Annotated in this window: 19 protein-coding genes; 10 read left to right on the top strand and 9 right to left on the bottom strand. The window is 39.0% G+C overall.

Features of this window, described 5'->3' with window-relative positions; translation table 11 throughout:
- Positions 1-145: 145 nt before the first annotated feature.
- From MM239_RS07510 to MM239_RS07485, 6 genes are all read right to left on the bottom strand, one after another.
- Positions 146-1,393, bottom strand: a complete 1,248-nt coding sequence (locus MM239_RS07510; RefSeq protein WP_241347585.1) for a murein hydrolase activator EnvC family protein — start codon at positions 1,391-1,393, stop codon at positions 146-148.
- Between the two features lie 3 nt (positions 1,394-1,396).
- Positions 1,397-2,134: a DUF4292 domain-containing protein gene (locus MM239_RS07505; protein ID WP_241347584.1), complete on the bottom strand. Its 738-nt coding sequence runs from the start codon at positions 2,132-2,134 to the stop codon at positions 1,397-1,399.
- Entirely contained in the window at positions 2,127-3,857 is a 1,731-nt protein-coding gene (locus MM239_RS07500) for a tetratricopeptide repeat protein (protein ID WP_241347583.1), read from the bottom strand. Before MM239_RS07500 ends, MM239_RS07505 begins: the two co-directional genes overlap by 8 nt.
- A gap of 168 nt (positions 3,858-4,025) precedes the next feature.
- On the bottom strand, positions 4,026-4,460 hold the full coding sequence (gene dut, locus MM239_RS07495; protein WP_241347582.1) for a dUTP diphosphatase: 435 nt from the start codon (positions 4,458-4,460) through the stop codon (positions 4,026-4,028).
- 68 nt (positions 4,461-4,528) lie between these two features.
- Complete coding sequence (locus MM239_RS07490) at positions 4,529-6,037, bottom strand: lipopolysaccharide biosynthesis protein (RefSeq protein WP_241347581.1); 1,509 nt, start codon at positions 6,035-6,037, stop codon at positions 4,529-4,531.
- A 21-nt stretch (positions 6,038-6,058) separates the two neighbouring features.
- Positions 6,059-6,844, bottom strand: coding sequence for an enoyl-CoA hydratase/isomerase family protein (locus MM239_RS07485; RefSeq protein ID WP_241347580.1), 786 nt, complete (start codon positions 6,842-6,844; stop codon positions 6,059-6,061).
- 225 nt (positions 6,845-7,069) lie between these two features.
- On the opposite strand from MM239_RS07485, the gene MM239_RS07480 reads away from it, so the two are divergent.
- Positions 7,070-8,524 carry an NADP-dependent isocitrate dehydrogenase gene (locus MM239_RS07480; RefSeq protein ID WP_241347579.1) on the top strand — a complete coding sequence of 485 codons (1,455 nt, stop codon included), beginning with the start codon at positions 7,070-7,072 and terminating at the stop codon, positions 8,522-8,524.
- 62 nt (positions 8,525-8,586) lie between these two features.
- On the opposite strand, the gene MM239_RS07475 is transcribed toward MM239_RS07480, so the two are convergent.
- A complete protein-coding gene (locus MM239_RS07475; RefSeq protein WP_241347578.1) occupies positions 8,587-9,600 on the bottom strand; it encodes a glycoside hydrolase family 43 protein in 1,014 nt (337 codons plus the stop codon).
- A gap of 169 nt (positions 9,601-9,769) precedes the next feature.
- Here MM239_RS07475 and MM239_RS07470 point away from each other — a divergent pair, with 169 nt between their 5' ends.
- Genes MM239_RS07470 through MM239_RS07430 form a run of 9 tightly spaced genes read left to right on the top strand, consistent with a single transcriptional unit; the run spans position 9,770 to position 18,899 of the window.
- On the top strand, positions 9,770-10,405 hold the full coding sequence (locus MM239_RS07470; RefSeq protein WP_241347577.1) for a hypothetical protein: 636 nt from the start codon (positions 9,770-9,772) through the stop codon (positions 10,403-10,405).
- Between the two features lie 13 nt (positions 10,406-10,418).
- The gene (locus MM239_RS07465) at positions 10,419-12,854 is read left to right on the top strand and encodes a heavy metal translocating P-type ATPase (RefSeq protein ID WP_241347576.1); all 2,436 of its coding nucleotides are present in this window, start codon (positions 10,419-10,421) and stop codon (positions 12,852-12,854) included.
- Positions 12,855-12,857: 3 nt separating this feature from the next.
- The gene (gene ccoS, locus MM239_RS07460) at positions 12,858-13,040 is read left to right on the top strand and encodes a cbb3-type cytochrome oxidase assembly protein CcoS (protein WP_241347575.1); all 183 of its coding nucleotides are present in this window, start codon (positions 12,858-12,860) and stop codon (positions 13,038-13,040) included.
- Between the two features lie 2 nt (positions 13,041-13,042).
- Positions 13,043-15,178 (top strand): cytochrome-c oxidase, cbb3-type subunit I, encoded by a 2,136-nt coding sequence (ccoN, locus tag MM239_RS07455; RefSeq protein WP_241347574.1) that lies wholly within the window; start codon positions 13,043-13,045, stop codon positions 15,176-15,178.
- A gap of 18 nt (positions 15,179-15,196) precedes the next feature.
- Positions 15,197-15,388, top strand: a complete 192-nt coding sequence (locus MM239_RS07450) for a cbb3-type cytochrome c oxidase subunit 3 (RefSeq protein WP_241347573.1) — start codon at positions 15,197-15,199, stop codon at positions 15,386-15,388.
- Complete coding sequence (locus tag MM239_RS07445; protein WP_241347572.1) at positions 15,375-16,328, top strand: cbb3-type cytochrome c oxidase N-terminal domain-containing protein; 954 nt, start codon at positions 15,375-15,377, stop codon at positions 16,326-16,328. The genes MM239_RS07450 and MM239_RS07445 overlap by 14 nt, the downstream gene beginning before the upstream one ends.
- A gap of 10 nt (positions 16,329-16,338) precedes the next feature.
- The gene (gene ccoG / locus MM239_RS07440; RefSeq protein ID WP_241347571.1) at positions 16,339-17,757 is read left to right on the top strand and encodes a cytochrome c oxidase accessory protein CcoG; all 1,419 of its coding nucleotides are present in this window, start codon (positions 16,339-16,341) and stop codon (positions 17,755-17,757) included.
- 11 nt (positions 17,758-17,768) lie between these two features.
- Complete coding sequence (locus MM239_RS07435) at positions 17,769-18,194, top strand: FixH family protein (protein ID WP_241347570.1); 426 nt, start codon at positions 17,769-17,771, stop codon at positions 18,192-18,194.
- Positions 18,195-18,899 (top strand): sulfite exporter TauE/SafE family protein, encoded by a 705-nt coding sequence (locus tag MM239_RS07430; RefSeq protein ID WP_241347569.1) that lies wholly within the window; start codon positions 18,195-18,197, stop codon positions 18,897-18,899.
- Between the two features lie 67 nt (positions 18,900-18,966).
- Here MM239_RS07430 and hemN read toward each other — a convergent pair whose 3' ends face one another.
- Both hemN and MM239_RS07420 read right to left on the bottom strand, forming a co-directional pair.
- Positions 18,967-20,325, bottom strand: a complete 1,359-nt coding sequence (gene hemN, locus MM239_RS07425) for an oxygen-independent coproporphyrinogen III oxidase (RefSeq protein ID WP_241347568.1) — start codon at positions 20,323-20,325, stop codon at positions 18,967-18,969.
- Between the two features lie 93 nt (positions 20,326-20,418).
- On the bottom strand, positions 20,419-21,876 hold the full coding sequence (locus MM239_RS07420) for a DUF294 nucleotidyltransferase-like domain-containing protein (RefSeq protein WP_241347587.1): 1,458 nt from the start codon (positions 21,874-21,876) through the stop codon (positions 20,419-20,421).
- Positions 21,877-21,941: the final 65 nt, after the last annotated feature.

Genomic DNA, 21,941 nt, shown 5'->3' with positions numbered 1-21,941 from the left:
TCATTGTCAATATGTTTAGTTAGTTTTAGCCTGTAATCTTCCTTTTTTTCAGAATTAGAGTTACCCCCTATATACCCCTATAATTTACACATTTTTTTTATTAATTTGCTTAACTAAACGACATTGATATACGAATTATTAATTTCTATCTCCTCATTAGCCATGTAGAGGGGTCAAGTGGTTGTAGTCCTTTCCATGTTTCAAAATGTACTTCAGCAATTCCTTCTTTATTCGTGTATACTTGACCTATCACTTGTTTTGCTTTTACTTTTTCTCCAGCTTTTACATTGATCACTTTGAGTTTACTATACATGGTATAGTATTCCCCATGCTTGATGAGGATAGTTCCTCCATACCCTGGTACTGTTGCTACCTTTGTCACTTCTCCATCAAATACTGTCCGCACACTCGAGTTTGGATTAGTTTGAATATCTACTCCATCATTGTCTTCTACTATTCCCTTGAGGGTAGGGTGTGGGTGAGTTCCAAATCTTTTCGAAACGAAGCCTGATTCCACTGGCCATGGAAGCTTACCTTTGTTTCCTGCAAATGAACTGGACAAAGCTGCGGCTTCAGGTGTCAAAGGAATAGAGCTTCCTGAGGATTTGGTCGCCTTGGAGTTTGCTTTCTTTGCTTCAGCTTCAGCTTTTCGAATTTCCTCCTCAATAGCCCTTTTGATCAAGTTATTAAGGTTTTCTTGCTGCTTTCTAGCTTCTGCTATTTTTTTTCTCAAATCCACTTCTTGCCTTTCCAAGTTGGTGACAATCTTTTGCTGATCTGTTCTAGCGACAGAAAGTTGCTTCCTTTGCTCTTCTTCTTTATTGATTACTTGCTGTTTCTCTATTTTTTTGTCCTCAAGTTTGACTCTTTGTCCAGCAAGTTCGGCTGTTACCTTTTCAATTTGCTCTACTTGTTTTTTTCTTGCGTCAGTGTACTGCTTGAGGTATTTGATTCTCATGTAGAACTGCTTGAAAGTGCTCGAGCTAAAGATAAAAGAGGTCATTGTCAAGCCTTGATTAAGTTTGGAAGAAGTGTACACCATTTTAGCATACTCTTCTTTCAAGTTTTTTAAGTCATTTTCTAAAGATTTGATTCTAGTTTCTGTTTCGGCTATTTCCCTATTGATAAGGGATATTTCGCTGCTTAATGTTCGTATATAGGTAACCCTGGTTTCCAATTGTTTGGATACCACATTGAGTTGACCTAAGGACACCCTTTTGGATTCCGCAGTTTGCTTTAAGATTTTGTCAAATTCTAAAAGCTTTTTTTGAACCAACTCCTTTTCTTTTTCTAATTGCACCCGACTTTTTGCTGTCTGTGCATAAAGACCTTGCTTAAGTAAAAGTATGATTCCTAAGGTGAAAATTAATAAAAAGGTGTACTTGATTTTCATAATTTAAAACTGGAAAGGAAACCCAAGAGGCTCATCTGTGGTCTCTATGCGTGACATTTCTATATGAATTAGAGAGTTTTGCATTTCTCCATCTACATTAAAGGATATTTTTAGTAATGATTTGCTTGGAAAAGGCTGGCCATTAACTTCTTCGAAAACTGGAAAACTAGCCAATAAAGCACCGGAATCATTTAAAGTATTGCTTGTCAATTCCTCCACTTTTCCTATGGTAGTGCTGACTTTGGAATGGTAGCGAACACCATCTCTTACTTGTGTTAGTTCGAATGCTTTTCCAATTCTAATTAACCTATCTCTATAGCTGAACTCCTCAGGAATATTTGCATAGATTAGGTTTTGGAAAAGGTTTAATGATAATTTGAGACCAAACCTATCTTCAAACTCCGTGTAACTCATATTGATATCTTGCCCATTGATTCGGTCTTTGATACGAATGTTGTCCTCTGTGACAATTCCTCTCAATGCCTCGATTCCTAAGCCTGGAGTGATGCTAAACCATATCACACTGTCTTTTTTGGCTCTCATACTCATCGTTCCCCTGGTTGTTTTCCCATTTGGTTCTTCAATGACTATTCTTGCCCTAGCACTTAAGTAGTTAAAATCAAAGTATCCAGGAGTAAACTCCTGCATTACTTCATCAGAAGTGTATAAGTTTGGTTTTTTTGCACAGCTACTCAAAAAGATGATTGAGAGCATGGCGATACTCAAAAATACTCTAGTCATAATACTTTTGATCCTTGATTTTTCTATTCAATAGGTCTGTAGTTTCTTCTCCCCCCTCTGCTTTCTTCCAGTATGCTATGGCATCGTTCTTATTGCCAAGATGGTATAGTATGTCGCCGTAGTGTTCTAGCATAATTGCACTTGGGATTTCTTGGTTTGCAAGAGCAAGTTCCATGTATTTTTTTGCATTTTCGTAATCCTGTAATTGAAAAAGGACCCATGCATGAGTATCTAGATAGGTAGCATTCTTCGGGTGTCTTTTGACCAATCTTTCTGACATGGCTTTAGCTTTGTCCAGGTTTTTCTTTGAAAGGGAAAGGAAATAGGCATAATTGTTTAAAACATGCTCATCATTTGGATTATCCTCTAAAACCTTGTCGTATTTTTCAAATGCTTTTTCTTCTTTGCCCAGGTTGTGATATACATCCCCTAGCTGTCCATTGACAAGCATGGTAAGTTGCTTGTTTTTGTTTTCGTTGATTTCTAAGGATTTGAGTAGTGATTCTTCAGCCTCTTCACTTTTCTTAAGGGCTGATTTGGCTGTGCCGTCGAAAAACCAAAATTCAGCCTTCTCGGGAAACTCATCAACTGCCATACTTGTATACTGTTCGATTTCAGTGAAATCACCTCCAGTTTCGAACATTATGGTAATCACTCCTTGAAAGACTTGTGGATTTTCGGGCTTGATGGCAATCGCTCTTTTATAGTACTCCAGTGCGACCTCTTTTTCTCCATTGAATAGCTTTCTATCTCCTACGACAGTCTGCACGTTTCCATCATTTGGGCTGTTTTCAAGCATCAATGCCTCAAGTTTGTCTAATAATTGATCTCGTCTTTCTGTCTTGATTTCCTGTAGAACTTCAGCAAAAGACTGTGCTTTGATCATGCCTTCAAGATCTGGATTAGCAAATGCGCTCAATATCAATTCCTCTGCAGTATCTAGATTCCCTAGATCTTTGTGTAATGCATAAGCTGCCATTTGCAACTCTGGCTGATTCGGGTAAGTTTTCAGAGAGTTGTCAATTGCCTCTAAGGCTTCTTTTGTTTTGCCGTTGTTGAAATAGATTTCTACCAAGCTCAAAACGTATTGAGAATTTCCTGGATGAGCTTCGATGAGCTTTTGACCTTCTTCGATTGCTTTGGCCAGGTTGTTTTTTCTAAGGTAGATTCTTTGTTTTTGAGCGGTCAACTGTTCAGCTACACCATAAAATTCTTCAGCTTTGTCCAATGCTTCAAGTGCCTTGTCATTTTCACCGGCATTAAGGTACAAAGAAGCTAGGTCAAGGATGTAGTTCTGGTTTTCCTCTGATGTTCCCATCAGATTTTCGATGATTTCAGCGGCTTTGAGAGGTTGTCTTTGCTTGGTGTAAACCTCCGCCATCATAAGGTTGTAATATTTATTTTCTGGATCGGCTTCCACAGCTTTCATACCATATTCCAAGGCAGCTTCTACTTTGTTTGCTTTGAGATAGACTTCTGCCAGTTTAAAATTGATTGCAGGCTCTTCTGGAGAGAGCTCTCCTGCTTTTTGGAAATAAAAATAAGCTTTATCATAGTCTTCAAGCATGAGGTGCTTTTGTCCCTCAATGAATAACCTACTTGTTTTTGTGTCGTTTACTTTACTTTTTCTTTCTTTTCTTGATGATTTGCTTTGGCCGAATGTGCTAAAACAAATTAGAATTGCAAGTAGGCTTAGAATGTATGATTTGAAATTTGCTTTCACAGGTATGTTTTAAAATTTTCAATGAGATTCGTCCATTATGCGACGGAGTCTATCCTTTTTTAGGATTGTCAATAACTGAATTTGAGTGCAAACTTGATGCCCTAAATTTAAATACTGATCTGGAGATAATTTATAACGGAAACTAGCGCATAATGGTGCGTTTATACCTTAAGATTTCCCAGTACTTCCATATCCCCCAGCGCCTCTTTCTGTTTCTGATAAGCTTTCACTCGATTCCCAAGTTATTTGTTCGTGTTTGGCTATTACCATTTGAGCCACTCTTTCTCCGTCTTCAATTGTAAAAGGATCTTGTGAAAGGTTTACCAAAAGTACCTTGATTTCTCCTCGATAGTCCGCATCAATTGTCCCAGGACTATTGAGTACAGTCAGTCCATGCTTGAAGGCAAGGCCTGATCTTGGTCTGATTTGTGCTTCGAATCCAGTAGGAAGCTCTAAGTATAAACCAGTGCCTACAAGCCTTCTTTCCAAAGAACCCAAGGTGATCGGGGCTTCTAAATTTGCTCTCAAATCTAAGCCTGCCGAAAGGGGTGTTTGATACTCGGGAAGTGCGTGTTTGGATTGATTGATAACTTTTACTTTCATGATGGGGTATGCTTTGCTATATGAATAATGAATATCAGTTTTTTTGAAATATGCTCTAATGTCTATGGCTATCTGTTTTTCAAAAAGAGCCTGACTTTCTCTTTTTCAAGGACTAAAATTAGAACAAGAAATGGAATGACCATCAAATTTCTAAAGATAAATTGTAATAGGGCTGAATCTGATTGGATATAAAAACCTGCATAACTCAAGCCTGTGGCAGTGAGTATATATAAGATGGCTTTTCCAGTCTGATATGGGATGGGGAAGTGTTTTTGTCCGAAGTAATAGCAAATCACACTCATGACTGTATAGCAGCACAGCGTACTCAATGCTCCTCCCATCAACCCAAATAGTGGAACCATAGTAAGTAGTACTGTTATGGTTACTGTTGCACCAATTAGGGTGATATAAAAACTATATTTCGTCTGGTCAGTGAGCTTGAACCATATACTAAGGTTGAAATAAATCCCCAGCATCAAATAGCCCAACAACAACACTGGAACAATATAGTTCCCCATAGCATATCCTTCTCCTCTGAGGAATATCTTTCCAAGAAGGTCTAAATTTACCGATACTGCAATCATCAATCCGGCGCAAAATATCACAAATACATGCATAACTTTTGCAAATATTTCGGGGCTATTTTTTTCGGTGGACTGGCTGAAGAAAAATGGCTCTGCTGCATATTTGAAGGCTTGGATGATCAAGTTCATCAAAATGGCCAACTTGAAGTTTGCACCAAAAATCCCAGTAACTTCTCTTGAGGTCAACCCTTCATAAAAACCCTCGGGCAAGACATATTCGAAAACAGTCCTTGAAAAAGTCTCATTGATTGTGCCTGCCAGCCCCATAAACAAAAGCGGGAAGGCATAATGCCACATTGGTTTGAGAAATTGTCTATCGAAGCCAAATCGAAACTTCTTTGTAAGCCAAAAAAGGACAGGCAACATGGCGGCGTTGGCTATAAGGTTTGATACAAAGATGTATTCCAATCCCCAATCGGGATTATAGATATATCCGATAAATGGAGAGAGTCCAGCAAACCAGTCTCCATTCCAAATATGGAAACATAGTACTATAAAAAAAATGTTGAGGCCTACATTGATTAAGATGTTGCCTAGTTTAGATAATGCGAATTGCAATGCACGGTTTTCTTTTCTCAGCTTGGCATAAGGGATAACCAATATGGCGTCAATAGCCAAAATCCAAGCGATCCACCGGAATAGCTGTTCTTGGCCTTCGTAGTTGAGCCAGACAGCCAAAGTCGGGGCGGAAAAATAGATGATGGCTCCAAGTGAAAGCGAAGTGGTGATGAGAAGAGACTGTATCTGGGCAAATACCTTTTCTGGATCCAAGCCTTTACCCGTGGCATACCTGAAATAGGTAGTCTCCATTCCGTAAGTGAAAATGATGTTGAAAAGTGCTATGTAGCCATAAAGTGCTGTGTATGCCCCCACATCATCTTTGGTCAAATAGCCTGTATATACCGAGATTAAAAAGAAACTTACAGTTCTCCCAAGAATGCTACTGATCCCATAGATAGCCGTCTGTCCGGCAAGCTTTTTTAGCTGGCTCATTTTTGAAAAGAAAAAGGGGAACTACTCCCCTTTGAAAATTGGTTTTCTTTTTTCTAGAAATGCAGAAGTTCCTTCTTTATAATCACCTGATTTGACACATCTTGCAAAGCTATTTGCTTCTGTTTGGTATCCGTTTTCTTCCCTATTATATACAGAATTTACACAGTCTACGATCATTCCAATAGCTAAAGGAGCTTTGGTCATGATTTTTTTGAGGATGTCTTCGGCTTGTCCTATGGCTTCCTCTTTGGTAGCTAAGATATGATTGACTAATCCTAGTCTTTTGGCTTCTTCTGCTCCGATCATATCACCTGTCATCATCAGTTCGTTGGCTTTGCCTCGACCTATAAGGTAGGTTAAGCGCTGAGTCCCCCCATAGCCAGGGATAATGCCTAAGTTGACCTCAGGTTGGCCAAACTTCGCATTGGCTACTGCTACCCGCATGTGACATGCCATAGCTAATTCACAGCCACCCCCTAAAGCAAATCCATTGACGACAGCAATAACAGGCTTATGACAATTCTCGATCAGGCTAAATACTTCTTGACCGTTTTCTGCAAACTTCCTTGCATTTAGCTCATTTAGTTCTGCAATTTCGCTAATGTCTGCACCTGCAATAAAGGATTTTTCTCCTGATCCAGTGATGATGACACCTTTGATTTCTTTGTTGTCTACTACTTCATTAAAAATATTTCTGATTTCCTCAAGGGTATCAATGTTGAGGGCGTTGAGTTTGGATTCTCTGTTAACTGTCAGATAGAGAATGCCTTCTTTTTCTTCAGAAAGTATGTTTTTTGTTTCAGCCATGTGTTTTGGTGAATGTTAGGGGTCAAATATACAAGTAGGGATTTCAATCCCAAAAGAAATAAGGGGAAATTACATATTACCAAATCTGGGTAAGGTTTTTGTGGTAATATGTTTCTATTATTTACAATATGGTATTGTGCTAATTTATAATAGGTTTAAGATACCTCTTAAATCAATTTTGTTATTTTTGTCACAATTCGAATTTTCAACATAATTAAAATACATATGTCATCAAAAACAAAAATTACTGTCGCCTATGGGGATGGGATCGGGCCCGAGATCATGGAAGCTACGCTAAAAATCTTGGAAGCCGCTGGAGCCCAATTGGAATATGATGTGATAGAGATCGGTGAACAAGTATATTTGAAAGGAATCAGTTCGGGAATGGAACCTCAAGCATTTGAGTCCTTGAAAGAGACCAAAGTATTTTTGAAGGCACCGATCACAACTCCTCAGGGGGGAGGCTTCAAAAGCTTAAATGTGACGACTAGGACTTCATTTGGACTTTTTGCAAATGTGAGACCTTGTAAGGCCTATTCTCCTTACATCAAGACACATTATCCAGAGACTGATTTGGTAATCATTAGAGAAAACGAAGAAGATTTATATGCTGGAATTGAGCATAGACAAACCCAGGAAGTCGTACAAAGTCTCAAGCTAATATCTAAGCCAGGATCTGAAAAAATCATTAGGTATGCCTTTGAATATGCCCGTAAATATGGTAGAAAAAAAGTCACCTGTATGACAAAAGACAATATCATGAAGCTAGCTGATGGTCTTTTTCACAAAACTTTTGATGCAGTAGCTAAAGAGTATCCAGATATTCAAACTGATCATAAAATCATTGATATAGGTTCAGCGCTTATTGCAGAAAGACCACAGACATTTGATGTGATCGTAACATTGAATCTGTATGGAGATATTATTTCTGATATTGCTGCCCAAGTAACAGGATCTGTTGGCCTTGGAGGGTCCGCTAATGTGGGTGAAGAAGTGGCAATGTTTGAAGCTATCCACGGATCAGCTCCAGATATAGCAGGAATGGATATGGCGAACCCTTCTGGATTGTTGAATGGTGCAATCTCTATGTTGGTTCATATTGGTCAGCCAGCTGTTGCTGAAAAAGTTGCCAATGCTTGGATGAGAACTTTGGAAGATGGAATTCATACTGGAGATATTTATCAAGAAGGTAAGTCAAAGGAAAAAGTAGGTACTCAAGCTTTTGCCCAAGCTGTGATAGAAAGAATAGGACAAAAGCCGATCAATATGAAACCGGCTGTTTTTGATAAATCATCTACAGATCCAATCAGTATCAAACTATCTCCAGCTGTCAAAGCAGAGAAGAAGCTTATAGGAGTAGATGTATTTGTGGATTGGGATGAAGACCGAAGAGATCCAAATGCACTAGGAGATGCTTTGAGAAAAGCTGATGCGGATGGATTAGTACTACAATTGATTACCAATAGAGGGATCAAAGTATATCCTGGTGGAATGAAAGAGACTTTCTGCACGGATCATTGGAGATGCAGGTTCCAAAAGTCGGATCAGTCACCTGTGACACATTCTCAAATATTAGATTTGATGAATCAAGTGGCAGGATTAGGATTCGATTTCATCAAGTCTGAAAACTTGTATTCATTTGATGGAGTAAGGGCTTATAGCTTGTCCCAAGGAGAATAGGCTTGAATTTTCAAATAATATAAAACAAGAAAGCGACTTATCTATAAGTCGCTTTCTTGTTTTTAGTCTTTAATTTTTTGGCCAAAGTCAGGAAAACCACTATTTGTCCATCTCACAACTCTAGCTCTGGTAGCTCGATTTGGATCTGAGAGTTCGTGACCCTGAATTTCTTTATAATCTCTTGCGTGATATATCATAATAACGGTCTCATCATCTTCTGCCAAAGTAAAAGAATTGTGTCCAGGGCCGTACCTGTCTAGCTCCTCATTGGTAAAGAAAACTGGACCTGGGGACTTGTGCCAGTTAGCGATATCCATGATATCCTTATCTTCATCTATCCACATCATCCCGAGGCAATAGTTTTCATTGGTGGCACTTGCGGAATAGGTTACGAAGATTTTTCCATTTCTTTTGAGTACAGCTGGGCCTTCATTGACATTGTACTTTACCCTTTCCCAGTCAAACTCAGGTTCTGTCAATACCATTTCAGGACCAGTAAGGGTGACAGGGTCTTTCATTTCAGACATGACTAAGGCAGTGCCGTGATCACCACCTCGTACATTTTGAGCCCAGATGGTGTATAATTTTCCATTGTGGTCAAAAACAGTTGCGTCAAGAGAAAATGAGTCAATCTCTGATTTTACTTGTCCTTCTTCTTTCCAGCCAGCCTGCACAGGGTCTTCTGCATCCAGAGAAAGTGCCCACATCCGAATGTTCCAAATGTTTTCAGCCTCACCTGCTGCAAAATAGATGTACCATTTTCCATCGATCTTGTGTAACTCTGGCGCCCATATATGGTGTCCCATTTTACCTGTGCGGTGTTTAGTCCATACTACAGTCTCCTGTGCATGCTTTAGGTCATTGATTGTTTTTGCTTTTCGAATGACAATCCTATCGTACTCTGGCGCAGTAGCTATGAGGTAATAAGTACCGTCTGTATCCTTGTAGACCCATGGGTCAGCACGCTGTTCAGCAATTGGGTTATCAAATTCAAACTTTTGTTCTTGAGCGTGGATTGTTAAAGTAGTGGCTAGGCTTATCGCTATTGCCACAAGAATATTAGATAAATACTTCATCGGGTTTTATTATTCATTGGTTTTATTAGGAATGCAAGAAAATTAAAATTAGTGTATTTTTGACAATTAAACATGATTTTTATGATTTAAATCATGTTTACTCCTTTTTCTTATCAGTATTTTCAAGGTAAGTCTCCGCTAGTTTTGTCGTGTGATAAATGGACAAAAGATGCAAGACGATTCAAAGAAGTTGATAAGCTCAGCAATGCCAGAGGCGCTGATTACAAGACATTACTGCGATTGTTTACCGGAAGGTTTTGCTAAAAATATAGGTGCTGGAGCTTCTGGAGTATACTGTAGTCCAGAATCGCCTGCCACATTGATGACAGCACATCTACCTGAAGTCCTTAATTGGCTACATGGAATGGAAATACCTAGAGGACTTCTTTCTGTTCCCTGCCTAACTCCTGTGCTACTTTATGATGAAGTGCTTTCTATGGATCATGTGTTATTTCATTATGATGGAACACCAACTTCTGCCTCTTTAATTAGGAATTTTGTATCACTTTTTAGAAAGAATATAGTCGAAAGTAGAGCCACCATTATTTCCCCCTCTTTCATTCCCAAGTCCAAACAAAAAGAAGAGCAAGACATCATTCAATTAGTTGGAAATGCAACTTCTGAAACATCATTTATTAAACTGAATTTTAATCGAATCGGGGATTTTTGGTCTTATGCGGTGAAGCATCAGTGTACCATTTTAGTGACCACCAAAGCATACCAAGCAGATTTGGCCAAAGTCCTTTTTCACTTTTACAAAGGTGGAATGTGGTATAGCAAGCTGTCATTTTACTTGGCTTATTAAATATTTGAGAAATATGTCAAATAAGTCCCTACATATCGCCAATCAAACGACCACTTGCTACCATTGTGGAGAGTATTGTATAGATGAGATTTTATATGCTGATGAAAAGCCGTTTTGCTGCACAGGCTGTAAGCTCGTATTTGAAGTACTTAGCGAGAATGATTTGTGTACATATTATGAGATCGAAAATCAACCTGGTCAACCTCAAAAAGTGTCGGTTGCCAATGATAACAGGTTTGATTACCTGGATGATACTGATGTAAAGACAAAACTATTAGATTTTCAAAATGAGGAAGTTTCTCATGTGACTTTCAATGTGCCTATGATTCACTGTGCATCATGTATTTGGCTGTTAGAAAATCTTCATAAAATACACCAGGGGATTTTAGCTGGCAGAGTTGACTTGGTGAGGAAAAAGGTTCAAGTTAAATTCAAGCATCAAGAGGTTTCATTGAAAGAGGTAGTGCTTGTTTTGTCCAAGATAGGCTATGAACCTAGATTGAATCTATCAGATGTAGAAGGCAAGAAGCGCTCTAATGTCGATAGGAGATTGATAGTTAAGCTTGCTGTTGCAGGTTTTTGCTTTGGTAACATGATGCTTTTTAGTCTTCCTGAATATTTTTCTGAGGCAGCGTTACTTGGTAATGGTTTCAAAAAGACCTTTAACTACCTCAATGTAATGCTCTCATTGCCGGTCTTCTTCTATGCCGCTACAGATTATTACAAATCAGCTTGGCTTTCTATCAAAAATAGAAATGTCAACATGGATGTGCCCATAGCCATTGGTATAGTAACGCTCTTTTTCTATAGCTTGTACGATATTTTTGCCTTACACCAAGAAGGGTATATGGATACTTTAGGTGGTTTGTTGTTTTTCTTATTGATAGGTAAGCTATATCAACAGAAGACCTATGAGACTTTGTCATTTGACAGAGATTATAAAGCATATTTCCCAGTAGCGGTCACTAAAATCGTTAAAGGGAAGGAAGAAGTGTCACCGTTGAGTAAGCTTGAGGTTGGGGATTTGATAAAAGTCAAGCATGGTGAGCTTATCCCAGCGGATAGCATATTGATCAGTGGTGAAGGGTACATAGATTACAGTTTTGTGACTGGTGAAGAGGTTCCTGTAATCAAAAGTAAAGGGGCATTGATCTATGCTGGTGGTAGACAAAAAGGTCAGTCTTTGACTTTGACTGTTCAGAAATCTCCTTCACAGGGATACCTCACAGGATTGTGGAATACTGAAGCCTTTCAAAAGGAGAAAGATCATAGTTTAGTTTCGCTTGCTACTAAGATTTCAGGGAAGTTTACTTTTACAGTATTGCTCATTGCCTCAATTGCATTTGCATATTGGGCTTTTCAAGGGCAGTTTTCCATTGCCGTTTTATCATTCACATCAGTTTTGATCATAACATGCCCATGTGCATTGGCTATGTCCACCCCATTTACTTTGGGAAATACGCTGAGGGTATTTGGCCAAGGTAAATTTTACCTCAAAAATGCTCAAGTACTTGAAAAAATGGCCGAGCTGGACGCCATAATTTTTGATAAAACAGGGACTTTGACTGATCCAGGTTTGGCGAAGGTCAGCTATGCAGGAGAAAGGCTTTCACAAGATTCTAAAGCCATAATCAAAGCACTAGTCAATGAATCCACCCATGCTTTGAGTAATAGGATCAATGTATGGCTCGGTGATATTGACAAATCAGAAGTCACACATATAGAGGAAGTTTTTGGACAGGGGATGAAAGGGGTTTATCAAAATCAGGAGGTGAAATTAGGTTCAGCAGCGTTTGTCAATGAGAATCGTGAGCATGCATTAGTGGGAGGGAATCGAGTTTTTTTTGCAGTAGAAAATGTAGTGATTGGTTGCTTTTACATTCAAAGCGGACTACGGACAGGAATAGGTCAGGTGGTAGATAGGTTGAAAACTGGAAGGCATATACACATACTCTCTGGTGATCAGGATCATGAGAGGACTCACCTTAGTAAGGTATTGGGTAATGAAGTGATTATGAAATTCAATCAAAGCCCTGCTGATAAACTGAACTATATCAAATCAATCAATGATAAAGGATATGCCACCATGATGGTGGGTGACGGATTGAATGATGCTGGGGCTTTGCAAGAAAGTCATGTAGGGGTAGCGGTGACTGATAAGGTGACTAATTTTTCTCCAGCATCTGATGCTATCATTGATGCATCAGTTTTAGATAAACTACCCGATTTTCTAAACTTTTCTAAGCTAAGTAGGAAGGTTATCAAGGCCAGTTTCATGTTAAGCTTTACCTATAATGTAGTCGGAATCTACTTTGCAGTTCAAGGTTTAGTTAGTCCTGTTTTCTGCGCAATACTCATGCCGATCAGTAGTGTGTCAGTAATTCTATTTACAACGATAACTACAAATTACTTGTCCTACAAACAAGGGCTAAAATCAAAAATAATATAAGCTATGGAAGTAATATTCATCTTGATCGCAATCAGCTTGGTCATGGCGGGTTCATTTCTTCTTCTGTTTTTCAAGGCCATGAAGTCAGGACAATTTGAAGATAATCATACACCAGCTATTCGAATACTATTCGATAGCAAACCATCAAAAAAGAGTAATAAAGTAAAGTCAACTAAATCGAAATGAGCATGTCAGGAACTACATTAGAAAAGTTCAGTTACGATAATAAAATCGTAAAGTATTTCGGTGTTGCTACCATAGCTTGGGGCATCGTCGGGATGTTAGTAGGGGTATTGGCTGCAACCCAGCTGTTTTTACCTGAAGCAAACTTAGGTAACCCATACACCACATTTGGTCGAATCCGACCATTGCATACTAATGCAGTCATCTTTGCTTTTGTGGGCAATGCGATCTTTGCAGGGGTATACTACTCTATGCCTAGACTACTTAAGACGCCAATGTGGAGCAAAGCCTTGAGCTGGTTTCATTTCTGGGGATGGCAACTGATTATTCTGTTGGCAGCCGTCACTTTACCATTGGGATTGACTACATCAAAGGAGTACGCTGAATTAGAATGGCCAATAGATATTTTGATTGCAGTAGTTTGGGTAGCGTTTGGAGCAAATATGATAGGTGCTTTAATCAATAGACGAGAAAAGCACATGTATGTAGCTATTTGGTTTTACCTAGCCTCATTTGTGACAGTGGCCGTACTACATATTTTCAATTCTTTGGCCTTACCTGTTTCATTCTTCAAGAGTTATTCTGCCTATGCAGGTGTTCAAGATGCGTTGGTACAATGGTGGTATGGTCACAATGCTGTTGCATTTTTTCTAACCACACCTTTCTTAGGTTTAATGTATTACTACCTGCCCAAAGCGGCAAATAGACCAGTATATTCCTATAAGTTATCTATAGTACACTTTTGGTCATTGATATTTCTATATATCTGGGCGGGGCCACATCACTTGTTATACACAGCTTTGCCAGAGTGGGCTCAAATCCTCGGTGTTGTATTCTCTATCATGCTAATAGCACCTTCTTGGGGAGGAATGGTCAATGGACTATTGACATTGAGAGGAGCTTGGGATAAGGTAAGAATAGACCCAGTTTTGAAGTTTATGGTAGTGGCTGTCACAGCTTATGGGATGGCTACTTTCGAAGGACCTATGTTGTCACTCAAGAATGTAAATGCCATAGCGCATTATACAGACTGGATAGTTGCCCATGTGCATATCGGAGGTTTGGGTTGGAATGGGTTCTTCACATTCGCAATGTTATATTGGCTTTGGCCAAAAATGTGGAAGACAAATCTTTACTCTACAAAACTAGCAAACACCCATTTTTGGATGGGAACTATAGGAATATTGTTCTATGCACTACCGATGTACGTGGCGGCCTTGACACAATCATTGATGTGGAAGGAGTTTACAGAAGCTGGAAGATTGGCTTATCCTAACTTTCTAGAGACTGTAGTTCAGATTGTTCCTATGTATATGTTGAGAGCTTTTGGAGGGTTGCTATACCTATCTGGAGTATTCTTGATGGTTTACAATATGTTTAAAACTGCAAGTCAAGGGAAGTTTGTCGAAGAAGAAGCTGATGAAGCACCAGCTCTCGTGAGCCATGTGGAGCAAAAAGGTGAGTTTTGGCATCGGGCATGGGAACGCAAGCCTATTTTCTTTACGATTTTAGCAACTGTGGCTATTTTGATCGGAGGTGCTATTGAAATCATCCCGACCATACTTGTCAAGTCAAATGTGCCTACCATAAGTAGTGTGCAACCTTATACACCACTAGAACTTCAAGGAAGAGATTTATACATTTCTCATGGCTGTGTGGGTTGCCACTCTCAGATGGTTAGGCCTTTTCGCTCCGAAACTGAGCGATTTGGAGAATATTCCAAGGCTGGAGAATTTGTATATGATCGCCCGTTCTTATGGGGATCTAAGAGAACAGGCCCAGACCTACACAGGGTGGGAGGAAAGTATCCTGATAGCTGGCATTATCATCATATGATAGATCCAAGAAGTATGTCTCCAGGCTCACTTATGCCACCATATCCATGGCTAGAGACTAACATGATGCGTCATGAAGATGTCTTAGATAAGATCAAAACACTTCAAAAACTAGGGGTGCCTTATCCAGATGATTATGATCAGTATGTCATGAAGGAACTTTGGGGACAGGCAGATAAAATCACAGAAAATTTAAAGTCTTCTGGAGTAGAGGTATTGCCACAATCAGAAATTGTAGCGCTCATTGCCTACTTACAGCGGTTGGGAACCGATATCAAGAAGACTGCAACTACTATTCAACCTTAATCAATATAACGCCAAGCTATGAAAAAGGACATATTGAGTTCCATAGAGAACATTGAAATCTATCCCGTTATTTCCCTTTTGATCTTTGTGGTCTTTTTTATTGGGATGTTCATGTGGGTAGTAAAGGCTGATCGCCAATACATCAATCATATGAAAGACCTGCCATTTGATCATGAATCTAAAAATGCTAAAAGAAATGAAAAGATTTAAGAGAATATTCTTGATGCTGTTGGGTATGATCTTAACCATGCCTTCTATAGCGCAGACCAGCGAATTGTCTTGGGTAACAAAGCTTCAGGGAATGGATTCCAATGAGTTGACACTCATGATTATACTCGCAATTGTTTTAGGTGTGATCATTTTGCTTTTAGTGTTGATGATCTACTTGATGTCATTCATGGTGACCGTTCTCAAGCAGCAGCAAGGCTTTGAGCGTAGGGTTTCTACAAAGCCCTCTTGGTGGGAGTCTTTCAAGAGGCAATACATTGTGGGGAAAATGAAGCCTGTAGGTAGTAAAGAAGAGGAGGACTTGATGCTAGATCATAGTTATGATGGGATAGTTGAGCTTGACAATCATATGCCCCCTTGGTTAGCAGCAGTATTTTATATCACGATTGCTTTTGCGGTAGCTTATTTTACCTACTATGCTGTATTGGGAATGGGACAATCTCAAATCGAAGAATATCAGACAGAACTAGCTATAGCTGCAGTCAAAGCAGAAGAATACAAGGCATTGGCATTGAGTTCAATTGATGAGAATTCAGTGGTGTTTGATGCTTCCACCCCTTCGATCAATGCAGGGAAGTCAATTTATGAAGCCAATTGTGCAGCTTGTCATGCCATAGATGGAGGAGGCGGCGTAGGGCCTAACCTTACAGATGAGTATTGGCTTCATGGTGGTGGTATCAGTGATATTTTCAAAGTAGTGAAATATGGGGTAGTAGAAAAGGGGATGATACCTTGGCAAGATCAATTGAGTCCTGAACAGATTCAGCAAGTGTCTAGCTACATATTGACCTTGCAGGGTACTACACCTTCCAGTCCAAAAGAACCTCAAGGAGAGAAGTTTGAACCAGCAATAGAGGAGCCATTGGATGCTTTGATCGAGGATGAGTTGGAGCTAGTCCCAGTAGTAGAGGAAGAGAATTGATATCCACACGATGAATACAAAAAAAGTAGTCTTTGACCCTGATAGTTTTAGGAATACCCTAGGGACGGTTCAGTCTGATGGTAAGAGAAACTGGATATATCCCAAAAGCGTATCAGGGAAATTCTACCGGTGGAGGACTTACTTATCATGGGTTTTACTAACGATACTGTTTGTAGGACCATTTATTTCAGTGGATGGAAGACCGTATATGTTGTTCAATATTTTCGAAAGGAAATTTATCATTTTCGGTGCAGCATTTTGGCCTCAAGATACCCATTTGCTGATCTTCCTCCTTCTGATATTCTTTGTATTTATCATATTGTTTACTGCTGTTTTTGGACGGGTCTTCTGTGGATGGGCCTGTCCCCAGACACTGTTCATGGAGATGGTGTTTCGTAAGATAGAATATTGGATAGAAGGGGATGCTGGTCAGCAACGTAAACTCAATGCCATGCCATGGAATTCAGAGAAATTGTGGAAAAAAGGTTTGAAGATGATGATCTTCAGTCTTATTTCTCTTCTGATTTCTCATATTGTAATGGCTTATTTGATCGGGCTAGATCAGGTCAAAGAAATCGTAAGTCAACCTCCAACAGCAAATCTTTCTGGGTTTGTTGGTTTAATAGCATTTGCTGGGATTTTTTTGTTTGTGTTTTCATGGTTTAGAGAGCAAGCATGTATAGTTGTCTGTCCCTATGGGAGATTGCAAGGCGTTTTGTTAGATGCCAATTCTATCAATGTAACCTACGACCATGTTCGGGGAGAGCCAAGGGGGATGATTAGAAAAAGTAGGTTGGTGGAAAACGATAAAGGTGATTGTATAGATTGTAGTTTATGTGTTCATGTATGCCCTACAGGGATTGATATCCGCAATGGCGTTCAGATGGAATGTGTAAACTGTACAGCCTGTATCGATGCATGTGATGAAGTGATGTATAAAGTAGCAAGACCAAAAGGCCTGATTCGTTATGCTTCGGATAACAGTGTCTTGAGCCGGACTCAAAAGCTTTTGACACCTAGAGTTAAGTTCTACATTGTCTTATTACTAGCTCTCTTGGGGGGATTTGTCGCATTGATAGTGACTAGAGATGATTTAAGTGCGACAGTTACTAGGTTTAGAGGTATCACCTATCAGGTCAGAGAAACTGGAGAGGTTAGTAATCTTTATGAGGTATCATTTATCAACAAGACTTTTGATGTGCAGCAAGTGGAGTTGGTAGCTCAGGATCCTTTGTATAGGGTGGAAGTAGTTGGAGATCAAAATTGGAGACTGGAAGGTCAGTCAAAGTTTGAGGGACGATTTTTTCTTGTAAAGAATCAAAAAGATGTGATTGTAAATCAGGATGATGTAGTATTGATGCTACTTCAGAATGGTGAAGTAATCGATAAAATTAAGACGAGTTTTGTAGGGCCTGTTTCAAGAAATTAAATCAAATAAATATGGACTGGGGAAAAGGAATTGTAATAGTAATTGCCGCATTTGTGGTGTTTATGATTGGCTTGGTGACTATATGCATGAAGCAAGATGATATTCATCTGGTCACCCAGCAATACTATGAAGAAGAGATCAAGTATCAGGAACAAATAGATAAGATTTCTAATGCTAAATCTCTTGAATATAAGGTTTTGGATTATAATGCTAAGCTCAAAGCCTTAAGTTTGAACGTACCTGAAAGTGCTATAGGAACGATCCATTTTTTTAGACCTTCAGATGCGAGGTTAGATTCAAAGTTGAATTTTCAAGAAATCAAAACAGAAGATGGATTAGTGGATTTGGCAATGCTTATGCCTGGATATTGGAGAGTGAAGGTCAGTTGGGAAAACGAGGGGGTATTGTATTACGACGAGATCAAAATAGATATTTAGATGTACTTGACAGCTTTTATTTTGGGCTTTTTAGGCTCGTTCCATTGTCTTGGAATGTGTGGTCCTATTGCTTTGGCAATTTCAGCGAAAGACAATTCACCGTTTCTTCGCAATAAAATCATTTACAATCTTGGGCGGACACTTACCTATTCTGTATTGGGTGTGTTGCTGGGTATGATAGGTTTTTCATTGGCATTGGCAGGTATTCAACAGTGGATTTCAGTGCTTATGGGAGCCTTGATTTTGTTAATGGCATTTTTTTACAAAAGTTCAGAGAGATTGATTACCCAATCGGGCTTGTTTGGAGCCGTTTATAAGTTGAAATCTTCTTTAGGCTATTTTTTAAAAAAAGGTGGAAGTCTAGCTTTCTTTGCTTCGGGGATACTGAATGCACTTTTACCCTGCGGGATGGTATATATCGCCTTGATTGCTTCGTTGGCGACTCAAAGTCCTATCGAAGGCGGTTTCTACATGCTGTCCTTCGGAGTTGGTACCATACCAATGCTGATAGGTGTGATGGTTTCTGGTAAGATTATTTCCTCAAGGATACGGACCAAGCTCACCAATGCTTTGCCATATTTCGCCATGTTTATTGGTGTATTGTTTATTATTAGAGGTTTAGGGTTGGGGATTCACATGCTTAGTCCAGCCCTTCATTTTGTAGAACAAGGCTCTGATCAGTACGAGATGACATTATGCAAATAATAATAATATCAGTTTCACCTGTAGCATAATGAAACTGATATTGAAAGAGAATATATTCAGAATTGCCTCAGATAGCCTTACTAAAGCTAAATAGCTTAGCTTCATTATCTTGCATTCTTTCATCGAATATGGTACAAATATTTCTTAAGAATGGTTGCCCTTTGGGCAATACCTTTAGTCCATTTGAATTGAATTTGATCAATCCTTCGCTTTGAAAAGTGTTAAGTTTTGAAAGGTTTACTTTATTTATATGTTGGAGAAAGGACCTGTTCCAGCTTACTTTTTGATTACAAATCAATGAAAGAATAATGTCCCTGTTTTGGATGTCTTTAACTGACATTAAGTGGCTTTTTGAAGCTGTGAGAAGTTTATTTTCAATTTGTTGTTGATAGATTTTTACATCTTTTGCATTTTGTTTGTATGCATAATGGATGTCTGAAATGGCACTATTTCCTAGACCAATGAGTAATTTGGAAGGTGAAGTTGTGTACCCCATGAAGTTCCTATGCAAGGTTTTGTCCTTCTTAGCTTTTGACAATGGGTCTGTTGGCAATGCAAAATGATCCATTCCGATTTCTATATAGCCCATAGTTGCTAAAATCTCTCGTCCTTTCTCATAGAGTTTTCTTTTTTCAGCTTCAGTGGGCAGATGCATTTCATATGATTTCTGCGCAGGGAATACAGACGGTAAATGTGCATAGCTATAGAAAGCAATCCGGTCTGGGTTCAGCATTGAGACTTTTTCAAAAGTATCAGTGATCGAGTCTATGGTTTGAAAGGGCAAGCCATATATCAAATCAAAATTTACTGAATCATATCCGATCATTCGGGCATTTAATGTAGCTTCTTTCACTTTTTCAAATGGCTGTATCCTATGAATAGCTTTTTGCACCTCTGGATTGAAATCTTGAATACCATAGCTTACCCTTTTGAATCCCATCTCAAACAAAGCTTCTAAGTGTTTCTGTGTGGTATTATTTGGGTGGCCTTCGAAGCTTAGCTCTGCATCATCCATTAGTTCAGCCCGTTCCAAGATATATGCCATTAAGGTTTTAAGTGTTTCTGGAGAAAAAAAAGTCGGCGTCCCACCTCCTAGATGAATACTTGCTAATTTGGGTTTCTGCCTAAATAAATTCATGTATATATCCCATTCACTGATGATAGTATCACAGTAGGGAGTTTCTACTGCATGATTTTTTGTGATTCGCTTATTGCATCCACAATAGATACATAGGCTTTCACAGAATGGCAGGTGAATGTATAATGAAAGACCTTCTTTATCACCAAAATCTTGGAAGGCCTTTTTGACTAAAATCTCCCAATTTCCATGATTAAGGTCATTTTGCCAAAGTGGGACAGTGGGATAGGAGGTGTACCTAGGTGCGGGTATATTATATTTCTTAATAAGTGACTCGATTGAATACATTTTTTTGAATCTCTATTAGTGAGAGACAAAAATGCATGCTATTCATTGGTAATAAGCTGATTAAAAAAGGGCTGTTTCCTGATTTAAATCATGTTAAAATAAATTTCTTGTAAACTCGACTTTGATTTTGAGCTGAAACTCCTTGATCACCTTGAAAATCTCCACCAATGTGACCAATTGGACTTTTGTGAGTTCATTGATACTGACGTAGTTTTCAGGGTTTTTTTCTTGATCCATAATGAGTAATGCTTGCTTCTCAAGCCTCAGAGCCATCAGGTAATAGTAAGCATGGCTGAGTTCTTGTGCTTCTTTGTCTGTAAAAATGCCTGCATGATTCAGAGCGGTGATTCTTTTACCTGTGTTTGTTTCGAAGATCCTATTTTTGAGTGCGAAGATTCGAGCCAGGTCTACGATCGGACTCATAGTCTTTTTGATGTCAAAATACTTTTCGCCTTCAATTTTAAAGGTTCGAATATTTTTGAGAAAGGTTAGCGGTGGTTCAAACTGCAAGGAGTTGGTGCCCATATTCATAAAGAACCTTTCTGTTGGGTTTTGTAATTGGATATCCATGAAGGTCTTCAGCTCTTCGAGTAAAGAGAATTCACCAAAAATAGCCCTACAGTCAAAGAAAGTGGAGTACTTCATTGCAGTCTCTTGAGTGGGTTCCTGAATCCAACTCTCATAGTTTCTTTTCCAATGCGAAAGAGAATGAGTCCATTTTGGATTCTTTGCCATAAGTCCGCCTTGGCAGAAGCTAAAGCCTATTTTATCTAGATCAGTAGAGACCCTGTCTGCAAAATCAAGAAAGTAAGTCCTCACGAGTTCTCGCTGTTCATTGGCCTTATCTTCATAGATGATGGCATTGTCTTGATCTGTTTTTAAGGTTTGCTCACCTCTGCCTTCACTACCAAGTACAAAGAATACAAACTTTGCTGGAGGTGAGCCTATCTCTCTGATCGTGTTTTCAATCACACGAAGCGCAATTGTATCAGACACAGTTGTGATGATCTGATTGATAATTTCTGCTTTGAGTCCATTGGTCACCAGCTGGTGTATGATTTTAGGAACTTGATTCCATTTCTCTTTTAGTTCTTCGACGTCAAGAGCTTGTTTTACTGATTGGATAAATATGAAAGGACCCTGTGACTGTTCTGTCAAAATCTTGTTCCTACTGATCCAGCCAACATATCGATCTACATTTTTGACAAGTAAGTAACGTGTTTTGGTTTGGAACATCAGAAGAAGTGCCTCGTAAAGAAAGGCAGATTCTGAAATGGCAACAATTCCCCTGTCCATGATTTGTTCAATGGCCAAAGCTGGGCTGAGTTGTGTCGCTATTACTTTGTCTCTTAGGGTGATGTCTGTTACGAATCCCATGATAACTTGTTCTTCATCACTGATGAATAAGCATGAGATTTTTTCTTTTGCCATGATCTGAGCGGCTTCAAAAATTGGCGTAGATGCAGCGCAAGTCCGAAGATTTCTATGGTGTAAGTCACCTACTTTCTTTGAGTAAAATTTGTCTGCTTGAATATCAGTGGGGCGAATCATCATAAAGTCATTAATGATGATCAAAATAGTGAAAAAAAGTAAAATTGACTAATTTGGTAAAGTGC

The sequence above is a fragment of the Belliella filtrata genome (genome assembly GCF_022549775.1).
Taxonomy (GTDB): Bacteria; Bacteroidota; Bacteroidia; order Cytophagales; family Cyclobacteriaceae; genus Belliella; species Belliella filtrata.
Note: the sequence above shows the minus strand (reverse complement) of the source record. Positions and strands in the feature narration are given on the sequence as shown.